The sequence below is a fragment of the Spirosoma sordidisoli genome (assembly GCF_004138325.1).
In the GTDB taxonomy this organism is placed as follows: Bacteria; Bacteroidota; Bacteroidia; order Cytophagales; family Spirosomataceae; genus Spirosoma; species Spirosoma sordidisoli.
In genome coordinates this window covers 44,376-59,062 of the sequence record NZ_SBLB01000014.1, presented here as the reverse complement: position 1 = coordinate 59,062, position 14,687 = coordinate 44,376, and the positions used below count along the sequence as shown (strand labels likewise).

Here is a 14,687-nt window from a genome sequence, read left to right as displayed (position 1 = left end):
TGAACATGAACAAACCGACTCAAGCCTCACCGAATCTGGCCGAACCGCTGTACCCAACGGACAAAACATTAGTTGACCTATTTGTGGATCAGGCCCGCCAGACACCCGATCAAGTGGCCGTCGTGTGTGCTGACAGCCAACTAACCTACGCTGAACTGGACCAGCAATCGAACCAGTTGGCGCACTACCTCCGAAAACAGGGCGTAAAGCCGGAAACCCTGGTTCCTATTTGCCTGGACCGTTCCATCGCCATGATTGTGGGGCTATTGGGAATTCTTAAAGCGGGGGGAGCTTACGTACCCATTGACCCGGATTATCCGGCTGACCGAATCGAGTATATCCTTGCTGATTTGAACGCAACGGTAGTTGTTACCGATGGCATTGCGCGCCCCAAACTGGAAGCCGAACCAGCCCATCCGACCGAGGGATTGAAGCAACCAGCGACCCGAACCCTCGTGTGCCTTGATCGGGATGCATCGGTCATTAACAGTGAATTCATTGAAGCTGTATCAGAGCCACCGACACCCCGCCAGTTAGCCTATATCATCTACACATCAGGATCGACGGGCAGACCAAAGGGCGTAATGATCGAACACGCCAATGTAGTCAGTCTAATGAAGATGAACGCGTCGCTTTTTGATTTCAGCGAACGGGATGTCTGGACGATGTTTCACTCGTTCTGTTTCGATTTCTCCGTCTGGGAAATGTACGGCGCGTTGCTGTTTGGGGGGCGGCTTATTATCGTGCCTAAGCACATCGCCAAAGACGCTCACCTGTATGGCGCGTTGCTTGCTACGCACCGCGTCACGGTGCTTAATCAAACACCGTCCGCGTTTTATGTATTGCAGGAGCATATTGTGGGGCGGTCAGTTCCGTTATCGGTTCGATACGTCATTTTTGGTGGTGAGGCCCTGCATCCGGGAAAACTTCGCCCCTGGCAAGAGGCATTCCCAACTTGTCAGCTCGTCAATATGTACGGCATTACCGAAACCACCGTACACGTAACCTACCTGGCCCTCCGGGGAGAACATCTTGCCCAATCGAGTAGTCTGATTGGTCGGTCCATTTCAACGCTGACTACGCACGTCCTGGACGAACAGCAACGACCGGTAGCCGTTGGCGAAACGGGTGAGCTATACGTGGGTGGCGCGGGACTGGCGAGGGGTTATCTGAACCAGCCGGAACTAACCGCGCAGCGATTTATGCCAAACCCGTTGTCGGATCAGACCGACGACCTAACCCACCCCGTGTCCCACCGGCTTTACCGCAGTGGCGATTTGGTGCGGCTGTTACCGCAGGGCGAACTGGAGTACCTGGGCCGTATTGACGCGCAGGTTAAAATTCGGGGATTCCGCATTGAGTTGGGCGAAATTGAGCAAACCCTTCAGCAATATCCCAGCGTAAAACAGGCCGTTGTCGTCGCTAAAACCTACGGTGATGCCGACGTTCGGTTAGTGGGCTATGTGGTCATGGATGGCCCCTTCGAGAAATCGGCCCTCATCCATTTTCTGAATAGTCGCCTGCCGGATTACATGGTGCCTGCGGTATGGGTTTCCATCGACCTGGTTCCGCTGACCCCTAACGGCAAGGTTGACCGGCGGGCGTTACCTGATCCTGAATCGGCAGACTCGTTGGTAAACACATTCCTGATGCCGGGCAATTCCACCGAGGAAAAGCTGCTGGCTGTTTGGCGGGAGGTGCTGGCACTCAACCGGATGGATGTCACCGATAATTTTTTTGAGTCAGGCGGTAACTCACTCTTGGCGGCCCGCACCGTAGCGGCCCTGAAGAAAACCTATGGGTTCGAGATTCCCGTCACGAAGCTCTATCAGTTTCCTACGGTACGGTCCCTGGCCGATTATGTGGACGGGCGAGCCCTGGATTCATTCCCTCCTGGTCGAAAAAATGCGGCACGGGCTGATACCGACGATGTGGCGATTATTGGCATGGCCGGTCGTTTTCCGGGCGCCAATACGGTTGAGGCCCTGTGGGAAATATTACGGACAGGTCAGGAAACGATTCGCTTCTTTACGCCCGACGAGTTAGATCCTTCATTGCCCGACGACTTAATCCGGGACCCACAGTACGTGAAAGCCAGAGGAATTCTGGCCGAGGCTTACCAATTTGATGCGGGCTTTTTTGGCCTAAGCCCGAAACTGGCCGAGGTCATGGACCCGCAACAGCGCGTTTTTCTGGAGATTGCCTGGGAAGCGCTCGAACAGGCGGGTTATTTGCCGAATCAGTACGGGGGAAGCATCGGGGTTTGGGCGGGTTGTGGCAACAATACGTACTACCTCAACAATGTACTGCCCAACACTGAAGTCGTTCGCCAGGTGGGGAGTTTTCAGGCCATGACGGTCAACGAAAAGGACTTTATAGCCTCCCGAACGGCTTATCAACTAAATCTGGGCGGGCCAGCCGTTAGTGTTTATTCGGCCTGTTCTACCTCGCTGCTGGCGGTTGCCCAGGCGGTCGATAGCATTCGGCTGGGCCATTGTGCGTTGGCACTGGCGGGCGGAGCCAGCGTTACGGCACCCATTTATAGTGGGCATCTGTACGAAGAAGGGGCCATGCTGAGTCAGGATGGACATTGCCGGCCGTTCGATGCCAGTGCTACCGGAACCGTGTTCAGTGATGGTGCGGGGGTGGTGCTGCTAAAAGCCCGGTCAGCCGCCGAACGCGATGGCGATACTATTTACGGGATCATTAAAGGGGTGGGCGTTAACAACGACGGGAGCGGTAAGGGCAGTTTTACGGCTCCCAACGCCGAAGGACAGGCCGGGGCTATCCGAATGGCCCTGGCTGATGCCCAAATTGATCCCTCTACGATAAGCTATGTGGAAGCCCACGGCACGGCGACCCCGTTGGGCGACCCTATCGAAGTGGAGGGCCTAACGATGGCGTTCGGTGGCGTGTCGAAAAAACAGTTCTGTGCGCTGGGTTCCATTAAAAGCAACCTGGGGCATCTAACGGCGGCAGCGGGCGTGGCGGGGCTGATTAAAACGACGCTGGCTCTGCACCACCGGCAACTGCCCGCATCGCTTGGTTTCAACGCACCCAATCCGATTATTGATTTTGCTGGCAGCCCTTTTTACGTGAACGACACCCACCGCGACTGGGTCTCATCGGGACCGCGCCGGGCGGGAGTCAGTTCATTTGGCGTTGGCGGCACCAACGTTCATGTCGTGCTGGAGGAATATCACCCCGCCGGGAAGATCGAGGTCGTAAGCCCATCAGCCGCGCAGCGATCTGTTAACCTGGTAGTGTGGTCGGCCAAATCCCGGCAAAGTCTGACAACCTATGCGGCTCATCTGGCCGGGCATCTTGGCCAGTATCCAGACCAGACAATTGCCGATGTAGCCTATACGCTTCAGAACCGCCAGCCCATTTTTGCTCACCGTCGGTTCGTACTGGCTCGTAGCCAGCCCGAACTCATGCAGGCGTTATTGGCCCCGGCCACTCCGCAAACGACCAACGCCTTTTCGGACGGAAATGCGGCATCACAACCACCCGGCTCCACCGAGGTCGGTTCCTTTGTCATGCTGTTTCCGGGTCAGGGGACGCAGTATCTTAACATGGGCCGGGAACTATACGAAAACGAATCGGTGTATCGGCAGGCCGTTGACACCTGTGCGGATAAACTGATCGCTCATCTCGGCCTTGATATTCGGCAGGTGCTCTATCCCGATTCCGTCGATGTGGACGCAACCAACCGGCTTAGAAACACGCGCTACACCCAGCCCGCGTTGTTTGTAACGGAATATGCCCTGGCCCGGCTCTGGCAAAGCTGGGGAATCGAGCCAACAGTTTATTGTGGCCATAGCATTGGTGAGTTCGTAGCGGCTCATCTGGCCGGGGTTTTCACCTTGTCGGACGTACTGGCCCTGATCGCAGTCCGTGGCCAACTAATCAGTGATCTGCCAGCAGGAAGTATGCTATCGGTACGGCTCGATGCCGAAGCCGTTTCGGCCATATTGCCCCCCACTCTATCGCTGGCAGCGGTCAACAGTCGTCAGTTGTGCGTGGTGGCCGGACCCAGCGACGCGGTTACCCTGTTTGCTGGACAGTTAAACGAGAGGGGTATTGCCAACCGGCTTCTCGAAACCAGCCATGCCTTCCACTCAGCCATGATGGAACCAATTGTGGGTGAATTTGAAAACAGGGTGCGGAAGATAGCGTTGCAGCGACCCCAAAAGACAATTGTATCCACCGTGAGCGGTACCTGGCTCACCGATGCCGAAGCCACAAATCCCGGTTATTGGGCCACCCATATGCGGGCTACCGTTCGGTTTGCGGATGCGTTGGAAACGGTACTCACGTTGAAAAGCCCACTCCTATTAGAAGCGGGGCCGGGTAGTGTTACCGCCACCCTGGCCCGTCAGCAGGCCATGCCGCGACCGATTGATGTGGTAATGAGCTTAGATACGCTTAAAGACAGCCGAAGCGAGTACGAATCTATACTGAATGCGTTAGGGCAACTCTGGGTTAAAGGGATCAACCCAAACTGGTCGGCTTTTCAGACGGGCCAACCCCACCAGAAAGTAACCTTGCCCACGTATGCTTTTGACCGGACACGCTGCTGGGTGGACCCACCCCAGCAGGTATTTAAGAACCCGGACGTTGGTGTAGTGGAACTACCAAATCTCCCACCCCCTGTTGAAGAACCAATTACCATACCTATTATGCGTCGAAATGAATTGATAACCCTCGTTCGGCAATTACTGAACGACACGGCAGGCATCCAGTTGGATGACAAGGCATTGTCACTGAACTTTTTAGAGTTGGGGCTTGATTCCTTAGCACTAACTCAGTTTTCCTATAACCTTCGCAAGAAGTTTGATTTACCCATTTCGTTCCGGCAGTTGAACAGTGCCTACAATTCCATTGAAGCCTTAGTTGATTTTTTAGATCGGGAGCTGCCCGCCGGTGCGTTTCAGCCGTCGGCTCCGGTTACTTCGCCAACGCCCTCCGTTCCATTACCAATCGCCCTATCACCAACCGCTCCTCAGCGTACACCCTCGAACGCAGCAGAACCGCTTCCGAACCGGCCAACCGGACAGACTGACCCTACTGACCCGGTCATTGACCTGTTTGAGCGACAACTACAGATTATGGCGGAACAACTGGCCGTTTTGCGCGGTCAGGAGCCGTCAGCCGCCCGGCAGCAACCCACCGGGCGGGTTAACCCGGCACCGCAGCCGATGGAGGTAGTTACCGACCCGGTGCCTTCGGCTACCGCAACACCCCGAAAAGCGTTGCTACCGGTAGCTGAGGCCCCTCCGGTCCGACAGGCGTTCGGAGCCGGAGCGCGTATCGAACGTCAGGCAACTTCTCTCAGCGATGTGCAGCAACCGTTTTTGGCAAAACTTACCCAACGCTACACCCAGAAGACAGCCGCCAGCAAAGCCTACGCACAGGAAAACCGGCGGTGGATGGCTGATCCCCGCGCTGTAACAGGATTCAAGCCGCTGACTAAGGAGTTGGTTTATCCGATTGTGGTAGAACGGTCGAAGGGAAGCCGGTTGTGGGACATTGACGGTAATGAATACATCGACGCGCTGAACGGGTTTGGGTCAACCCTGTTTGGCTATCAGCCTGACTTGCTGAAAACGGTTCTGCACGATCAGATCGAGATGGGCTACGAACTGGGGCCGCAGCACAAGCTCGCCGGTGCGGTTGCCCGAATGATTTGCGAATTTACCGGCTTCGACCGGGCGGCTTTGTGCAACACGGGTTCAGAGGCTGTGCTGGGTGCGCTACGCATGGCCCGCACTGTAACGGGGCGTTCGCTGGTAATTACCTTTGCTGGCTCGTATCACGGCATTTTCGATGAAGTAATCAGCCGGGGTAGTGCCAATCGCCAATCGTATCCGGCGGCCCTGGGTATTCCTGCCGAAGCGGTCCAGAACGTGTTGATTCTGGACTATGGCACCGATGAAAGTCTGCAAATTATTCGCCAAAGAGCCTCGGAACTGGCCGCTGTGCTGGTTGAACCCGTGCAGAGCCGACGGCCCGAATTTCAGCCCGTTGATTTTCTGAAACAGGTGCGGGCCATTACCGAAGCTTCGGGAACGGCTTTAGTCTTCGACGAAGTGATAACCGGTTTTCGGATGCATCCGGGCGGAGCGCAGGCCCTATTTGGTGTTAAAGCGGATCTGGCGACGTATGGCAAAGTAATAGGGGGTGGCCTCCCCATTGGGGTGGTAGCGGGAAAGGCCGCGTTTATGGATGCCCTGGATGGCGGATACTGGCAGTATGGTGACGACTCGTATCCGCAGGCCGACATCACGTTTTTTGCCGGTACGTTTGTGCGTCACCCTTTAGCCCTGGCAGCCACCCATGCGTCGCTTCAATACCTACGGGAGCAAGGTCCCGCGCTTCAGGAGCGTTTGACCGCCAAAGCAAAACAATTGGCTGACACGCTGAATATAGCCTTTATCAAACAACAACTACCCATGCTGATCGCTCAGTTTGGATCACTCTGGAAACTGAAGTTTACCGAAGATGTACCCTACGGCGAACTCCTGTTCACACTGATGCGGGAGAAAGGCATTCATATCTGGGACGGTTTCCCCTGTTTCATGACCGAGGCTCATACCAAAGCCGATATTCAACAGATCATTGCTGCCTTCCTCGATAGTGTCCAGGAATTAGTGAAGGCTCAATACTTACAGCCTAAGGGGCCATTGATTTCTGATCTGCTACAGGTGTATAATCAAGCGAATCACCCGCCCATACCGGGAGCCAGACTAGGCCGGGACCAGCAGGGTAATCCTGGGTGGTTTGTAACAGACCCGGACCGACCCGGAAAATACCGGCAACTTGAAACTTTGTCAAAAGAATAGCTACCGGTGGGAAGGCTCTGCCCAGCAACCTGTCAATAGTTTAACAATCAAAATAGTCTGTTTCTATGAAAAATTCTCTTGGTATATTAGTTGTGATCGCTGCTCTTTCTGCCTGTAGTCGGCCTGTAGCTTATTTTCAACGGGCACCTGTTAACCTGCTCACGACACGCAATACGCACATAGTTTCCCTGCCCCCCCTCACTCAGGCTATTATCTCATCGATAAGGCCGGTTATAAAAGCTGACACAAGTACCTCAGAGCTTGAATTCGTTGCCCGCAATAACAACAAACTCATTCCGAACAAACCGTTTAGTAAGCATATGGCTCGGGTGAAAACATGGATGACCTCAACTCAAGCGACGGCGACTCTCTCAGGGAACTATACCGCCGACAGACTGAATACGGTTGAAAAGGTAATGGTCAAAAAAACGGGTGAGAAGAAAAGCGGGCAGTTGGCCCCCAGTGGAACAACCAAAGCCAGGGCTAACTGGATTAAACTGATCGGGGGTGCTATTCTACTGGTTGCCGGTGTGGTCATCATGCTGACCGCCCCCGGCTCGATTTTCTTTCTGGGCCTTGTTGTCGCCTTGTTTGGTTTTGTCGGAGTTATCCTTGGGTTATTTGCGGAATAGATACTATTGCAGGAAAATGATCGTATATCCTGGCACCAGCGGAGATTGTCCGATCAGAAATTGTATCCCAATCCACCGCCAAAGGCTTTGTACCGGGTATCGTAATCCGTATGAAGAAACAGATTTTTGGTGACGGTGTACTGCAACTCAACGTGCGCCCGCACGTAGCTACCCACTAACCACTGCGTTTGATACTGGAAATCTAAGCGGGGAAACAACATTTGCTGCCCATTGAGCTGGAACCGGACGTTACCGCGCGTATCGAGTTTTACTTCCGATTGAATCAGAAACGGCAGCATATACCGAATACCGGCCACAGCCCGGACGATGCGCCGGTCGGTGGGTATCCCATCTTCGGGTCGTATCCGGCGCAGAAACTCTTCATTACCGCCGTCAATCCCGGCAAATACGCGGAGCCAATCGCCGAGGTATCGTTCATAGTCTAAGTCGAACTCGAACCGGTTCGTGCGCCAGTCGTGATCGCCCCCGGCAACGATAGCATTTTTGTTGTTGGAAACGTTCAGATTAAAGTAGTTGATTGGATAACCGGGTTGCAGGAAACCCCAGACAAACGGCTGATTGTCGCGCATTTCGCGCAGGTGCTGCTTCTGGATGTTGGCAATCGAGGAGTCTGGTTTGTCGCCATAGCTGACCACGCGGGCCATGCCACTGAGCATATGATAGAGCAGGTGGCAGTGAAAAAACCAGTCTTTCTCATCATCGGCCATAAACTCAATCGTGACGCTCTCCATGGGTGATACGTTAACCGTATGCTTCAGGGGCGAGTACTGCCCCTGCCCGTTCAGCACCCGGAAATAATGCCCGTGCAGGTGAATGGGGTGCATCATCATGGTGTTGTTTATCATGCGGATACGCACGATTTCACCCCGCCGAATCTGGATCATATCCGCCCGCGACATGGGTTGGCCATTGAAGCCCCAGATGTAGCGAAACATATTTCCCGTCAGAGTCAGCGGAATTTCCCGAATCGGGTGGTTGGTGGGAAACACAATGGGTTCGGGCGATTTGAGAATGCTATAGTCGATGGTATTCTGCTCGTCCATCATGCTCATGCCGGCCATCCCCCCGTCCCCGGGCTTCATTCCCTGCATCCCGGCCATATCGCCGGGCTTGCCACCCATATTCATCTTGCTGTGATCCATGCCAGCCATCGAATCCGGCTTTTTGCTGTCTGTCTTCTTAGCGGGCATTGAATCCATTTTTATGGACATTTTACTATGATCCATACCGGGCATGGATGATTGATTCATCTGCCCGTGGTCCATCCCCGTCATGTCCATTTTGCCGTCTTTACTCGAGTTCATGCCGGCCATATCCATGTTCATACCACCCATCTTCATACCCGCCATTGAGCCGGCCGCTTTCGTTGGCTTTGGCTTAGAAGCCTTTTTTGTCGAAGCCGACCTCTTTGCTGAGGACTTTGCACCCATATCCATCTTGCTGTGGTCCATTCCGGCCATATTGCCCATGCCGGCCATCGAATTGGGCTTTTTAGGCGTAGCAGGGGCCGGTTTTGCTGGTTTACCCTGTCCCATATCCATTTGGCTATGATCCATTTGACCCATAGCGGACTCCGCCTTACCGGCTTTAGCCGGGTTGACCGTCGCCTTGTTCATGTTGCCACCCGACATGCCGGGCCTATCGTGCATCATGGGGCCGTTCATGTCCACGTTGGCCTGAGCAGTCGTGTCGGTTTTCCCCATATTCATTGTACCCATGCCCATGCCTCCCATTTGGCTCATATTGGCCGTTAACTTGTAGAGATCGGGGCGGGGAACCGTCGGAGCGTACTTCGCCGGGCCATTTCCGAGCAAGGCCGTTGCGTAGCCAGACCCATCCTGAGCAGTGGCCCGCACTTCAAAAGCTCCGCCTTTCGGTACGGTGACAATAAAATCGTAGGTCTCGGCAATGGCAATCAGCCGCCGGTCAACGTCTACCGGCTGCACGTCCAGCCCATCGGCGGAAATCAGTTTCATAGGGCCACCGGCGTAGTTGACGTGAAAATAGGTGGATGCACTGGCGTTTATAACCCGCAGCCGAACGGTTTGGCCCGCTTTGATTTCCGGGTAACGCACGGTGTCTTTTCCATTAATTAAGAACCGGTCGTAGTACACATCCGATATATCCATCGGGGCCATCTTCATCATCGACTGCCGCAGGTACGCACCCACCGCCTTGTGCTGAATAATGCGGTTGAGTGACTGGACATTGTTTTTTTTGATGGAGTACCATTCGTTACGCCGTTTCAGGTTTTTCAGAATGTACGCCGGATTCTCATTCGTCCAATCCGACAGCAACAGCACCAGGTCATGATCTACCTTGTGGGTAATTTGCTGGGGCTGGATGGCAATGGAGCCGTACACCCCTACCTGCTCCTGGTAGCGCGTGTGCGAGTGAAACCAGTACGTGCCGGACTGAACCAGCGGGTACTCGAACGTATAGGTGTCACCCGCATGAATCGGAGGGGTATTCAGATACGAAACGCCATCCTGTTTGTTGGGGAGTAATATGCCGTGCCAGTGCAGCGAGGTTTCGGTTTTTAATTTGTTGTGTACCCGAATAACGGCTACATCGCCTTCGGTAAACCGCATCGTCGGGCCGGGAATACCCCCATTAATAGTCATGGCCTTCTTCGGCTTGCCCGTAATGTTCACCGTCTGCTCATCAATGGTGAGATCATATTCGACCCGCTTACCGGTGGGTTTCACCTTTGCAAGAGCCTGGGGCCGGGAAACGGGCAGAGATGTTTTAACGACCGGAAAGTTGGATTTGTCGGGATTGGCAGGTGGCTTGGCTGCCTGATCGTCAGCGGACATCGTATGCTGCTGGTGTTGCCCATAACTGGCTGTTTGTAGCAGCATCAGCAGACTTAACGTCGCAAAAAAAGTGTTTTTCATCATTGTCGTACCAAATGCATCTATATTAATAAAACCAAAAAGCAGCCCTGCCGGATGGAAGAGCCGCTTGTAAGATTGACCAGTGGTATTGTGAAACTTTTGGACTTAGGCCCACAAAGTCGTTACGCACTATTTATTTAACTCGGCCAGCTTATCCTTCATTTGTTTAATTTCCTTCTCCTGGGCCGTGATAATATCCTGCTGAAGCTTTTGCAGCTCAGGGTCTGTCAGCTTCGCTTCTTTAGCCATCAGAATAGCCGCAGCATGGTGCGGAATCATGGACTTAGCGAATTCTTTGTCCCCAACAAAACCCTGTTGACGGATCAGCAAAAAGAATCCGACAAGCGCAACGGCACTGACGGCGATAACGAGTGCATTCCGTCGTTTGTCCATGTACATGGATGACATCAGCAGGACTTCGATAATCAGCATTGGCATGGTCATCAGGCCCGCCATATACAACTGATTGACGTTCGGGATCACGTTGGCAAACCGATCAACCATCGAATACATCAGCACGTACATGGAAATAAAAGATAGAACACCCATGATAGCCAACTTTCCGTAAGGTTGCCCGTTAGCCGCCCCATGATTGGACATAGCATGACCGGTTTGAGAAGATTGGGCGTGTCCCGTGTGTTGCGTGTGCGCTTCCATAGTTTGGTTCGTTGAGTAATACTATAACTTATAAGATGCCCCTTTGGATGTCGGAGACGTTTATAAGATTTGGCTGACTTGTTGCAAAACTTTTGGAAATCAGGTCGGACGGCACCGCAACGGCGGACCGTGGGCCGCCCCGCGTCGTTACGGGTATAGTATTGGCTCCGCTTTAAAACCAGCCAAACTGCTTACAGTTTTGCCGAACGCAACCGCAAACTGTTGGTCACGACAGATACGGAACTCAGGGCCATTGCCGCACCAGCAATCATCGGGTTGAGCAGGAATCCGTTGATAGGATATAGTAGCCCGGCAGCAATCGGAATGCCGATGAGGTTATAAATGAACGCCCAGAACAGGTTTTGCCGAATGGCCTGTACCGTTTTCTTCGAGAGTTGGAGGGCTTTGGGTACGCTGTTCAGGTCAGACGTGATGAGCGTCATCTTGGCTACGTCCATGGCAATATCTGACCCCCGTCCCATCGCAATGCTTACGTCGGCCTGTGCCAGTGCCTGCGAATCATTGATACCGTCGCCAATCATCGCAACGACCTTACCCTGCGCCTGTAACTCCTTCACAAAGGCCGCTTTATCGGTGGGCAGGGCCTCGGCCCGGTAGTCGCTAACGCCCACTGCCTTTGCCACTGCCTGAGCGGTTTGTTTGTTGTCGCCGGTCATCATGTACACAGCAATTCCCCGCTTTCGTAATGTGTGAATAGCTTCGCGGGAGGTTTGCTTCACGGGGTCGGCAATCGCCAGAATCGCCAGGATGCGTGCTTCATCCGCAAAATAAACGACCGTTTTCGCTTCGTCCTGCCAGCGACTGACCAGACCATTCACTTTTGTTAGTTGATCTAACTGGCCCTGCTCGGCTATCAGTCGGCGATTGCCAACCGAGTAGGTTTGCCCGTTATATCGGCCCGTTATTCCCTGCCCCGTAAGGCTTTCAAAACCATCAAGGGAAAGGCCCCCGACACCCGCCTGTTTCAATCGATCAACAACGGCCTGAGCCAAAGGATGTTCCGACTGAGCTTCGAGCGCGTAGAGTACAGGCGATAAACGGGCTACCTCAACTTCGCTAACCTGCCAGGCCAGATCCGTTACGGTTGGTTTCCCCTCGGTGATGGTGCCTGTTTTATCCAGAATGACCGCGTTGACTTTGTAGCCAAGTTCCAGACTTTCCGCGTCTTTGATGAGTATGTTGTTTTCGGCTCCCTTGCCTACCCCAACCATAATGGCGGTAGGTGTCGCCAGCCCCAATGCACAGGGACAGGCGATGACCAGCACTGTCACCGAAGTCAGCAGGGCATGAGTAAAGGCGTTCTCACCCCCGAAAAGCATCCAGGCCGCGAACGTTAACAGAGCGATACCAATCACAACCGGCACAAAAATGCCGGCAATTTTATCGACCAATTTCTGCACCGGAGCCTTGCTGCCCTGGGCTTCCTGAACCATACGGATAATTTGCGCCAGAATGGTATCGCCCCCCACTTTGTCCGCCCGGAAACGAAATGAGCCTTTCTGATTGATCGTACCGGCAAAGACCGCTTCGCCCGCCTGCTTGTTAACGGGCACCGGCTCCCCCGAAATCATACTTTCATCCACATAGGACTGGCCGGATTCAACCCTGCCGTCCACCGGAATTTTCTCCCCGGGCCGCACCAGGAGCAACTGGCCTACCCTGACCGACGCAATCGGCACGTCGCGTTCCGTATTGTCTTCGATAACCCGAACCGTTTTGGGCTGGAGGCCCATCAGTTTCTTCAGTGCCGAGGATGTATTCGACTTGGCCCGCTCTTCGAGCAGCTTGCCCAGCGAGATGAACGCAATAACCACCGCAGCCGCTTCAAAATAGACGTGTGGATGCAGCCCCCGGCTGTGCCAGAACTCCGGGTAGAGCGTATTGAATGCGCTGAACAGAAAGGCAATACCCGTTGATAGGGCTACGAGCGTATCCATATTGGCCTTGCCGTGCCGCGCCTGTTTCCAGGCGTTGATAAAATACGACCGACCCAGCCAGAACACCACCGGGGCTGAAAGAGCCATCATGATATAGTTGGCAAAGGGTGCATTCATGAAGAACATACCGATGATGACCACCGGAACCGACAGAATACCTGCCCAGAGGGTACGCTGCTTAACAGCCTCATAATGCCGTTGCTGGGCTTCCTGCTGTACAGCTTGCGGGTCTTCCACATCCACAACCAGATCATAGCCAATCGACTGTAGCACCTGTTGCATACCCTGGGGCGTGATGGCCTTTGGATTATAATCGACGGTAGCCGACTGGTTCGCATAATTTACGGCGGCTTTGGCAACGCCAGGCGTATTGTTGAGCATCGACTCGACGCTCACGGCGCAGGCCGCGCAGGTCATTTCCAGCACCGGGAACGTTTGGCGGGTGATAGCTCCCGCTGATCGAACGGGCTTCTCCGGGGCGATAGTTGGCGTATTCATACTGTTTTGGTGACTGATTTTATACGGCAAAGTTCGTTCGGCTTCGCCCCGGAAGCGTTACACAATTGCCCATTTAGCTTGTAAAATTGATTACCCTGTCTGCTGCTGGAGGGCCTGTTTATCGCGCCGAACGGTGCGGAAAAAGGTCGGGGAGAGACCTGTCAGCCGTTTAAACTGGTTCGACAAATGAGGGACGCTGCTATACCCCGTCTGATGCGCTATCTCGCTTAGTGACAGATCACTGTACACTAAGCGTTCTTTGACCTTATCCAACCGCCGTTCAATCACGTATCGTTCGAGCGTTTGGCCCTCGCTGGCCGAAAAAAGGGCACTCAGCTTATCATAACTCATGCTCAGTTCGGTAGCGAGAAAATCAGAAAACCTGATTTTACGCTCACTTAAATCATCACGGTTCAGCGTCTGCTCAACGAGGGTTTTAATACGTTGTACAAGCGTCACTTTAGCGTCCGACACCAATGAAAAGCCTTGTTTTTCCAAAGTGACCTGAATCCGGGCCAACTCGTCCGGGGATACCTGACCACGTACCTGCACGTGCCCCAGTCGCATCTGGGTTACTTCCCAGCCCAAGTCTTCCAGTTCCTGCCGAACCACATCCATACACCGGGCACAGACCATGCCCCGGATCGCGAGTGGTGTTTCGTTGGTTGGTAAAGGCTGGCTACGCGTTATCATAGAGGGTACATCGGTTCATTCACTTCGTATAAACAACAATAAAGGCAGCAAAGCTATTCGAGATGGCCTGGTTTTACTTGCAAGATTGCCTTACGCTTGTTACAAAATTTTTGGAAGTGGTTCAGATTGAGGGAATCAATAAACCGGAACGCACTATTTAGGGTTAGCCTGACACAACAAACCTCTCCCGCTATGCGCCATCAGCACCGATATAGGCTCCATGGATTAACCACTGCCGAACAAGCACAAGCGGTAGAGAAAGCACTTGGTCAACAGGCCGGAATGCTGGCCGTTGTGGTTACGGTTGATCCGCCAGAAGCGGTGCTGACGGTAGAAGAACACCCGTCTGTATCCGACATACAACGTATTATCTCACAAGTTGGGGCATTTCATGTCATGGAAGCCAAAGACTCGGCGCATCATACAGAACAGGGTATGACTTCGCATCCCGTTACGCTCCCGAAAAAGACCGGCGATGAGGAAGCC

6 protein-coding genes are annotated in these 14,687 nt (G+C 53.7%); 2 read left to right on the top strand and 4 right to left on the bottom strand.

The features are described from left to right. Window positions 1–5: 5 nt before the first annotated feature. The gene (locus EQG79_RS29370; protein ID WP_129606621.1) at window positions 6–6,845 is read left to right on the top strand and encodes a polyketide synthase; all 6,840 of its coding nucleotides are present in this window, start codon (window positions 6–8) and stop codon (window positions 6,843–6,845) included. A 65-nt stretch (window positions 6,846–6,910) separates the two neighbouring features. Continuing rightward, complete coding sequence (locus EQG79_RS31415; protein WP_240699513.1) at window positions 6,911–7,477, top strand: hypothetical protein; 567 nt, start codon at window positions 6,911–6,913, stop codon at window positions 7,475–7,477. A gap of 53 nt (window positions 7,478–7,530) precedes the next feature. On the opposite strand, the gene EQG79_RS29360 is transcribed toward EQG79_RS31415, so the two are convergent. From EQG79_RS29360 to EQG79_RS29345, 4 genes are all read right to left on the bottom strand, one after another. After that, window positions 7,531–10,314 (bottom strand): multicopper oxidase domain-containing protein, encoded by a 2,784-nt coding sequence (locus EQG79_RS29360; protein ID WP_240699512.1) that lies wholly within the window; start codon window positions 10,312–10,314, stop codon window positions 7,531–7,533. Window positions 10,315–10,524: 210 nt separating this feature from the next. Then, window positions 10,525–11,052 carry a DUF305 domain-containing protein gene (locus tag EQG79_RS29355; RefSeq protein ID WP_170315674.1) on the bottom strand — a complete coding sequence of 176 codons (528 nt, stop codon included), beginning with the start codon at window positions 11,050–11,052 and terminating at the stop codon, window positions 10,525–10,527. 191 nt (window positions 11,053–11,243) lie between these two features. Further along, the gene (locus EQG79_RS29350) at window positions 11,244–13,508 is read right to left on the bottom strand and encodes a heavy metal translocating P-type ATPase (RefSeq protein WP_129606618.1); all 2,265 of its coding nucleotides are present in this window, start codon (window positions 13,506–13,508) and stop codon (window positions 11,244–11,246) included. A gap of 90 nt (window positions 13,509–13,598) precedes the next feature. Further along, window positions 13,599–14,201, bottom strand: coding sequence for a helix-turn-helix domain-containing protein (locus EQG79_RS29345; protein ID WP_129606616.1), 603 nt, complete (start codon window positions 14,199–14,201; stop codon window positions 13,599–13,601). Window positions 14,202–14,687 lie beyond the last annotated feature (486 nt).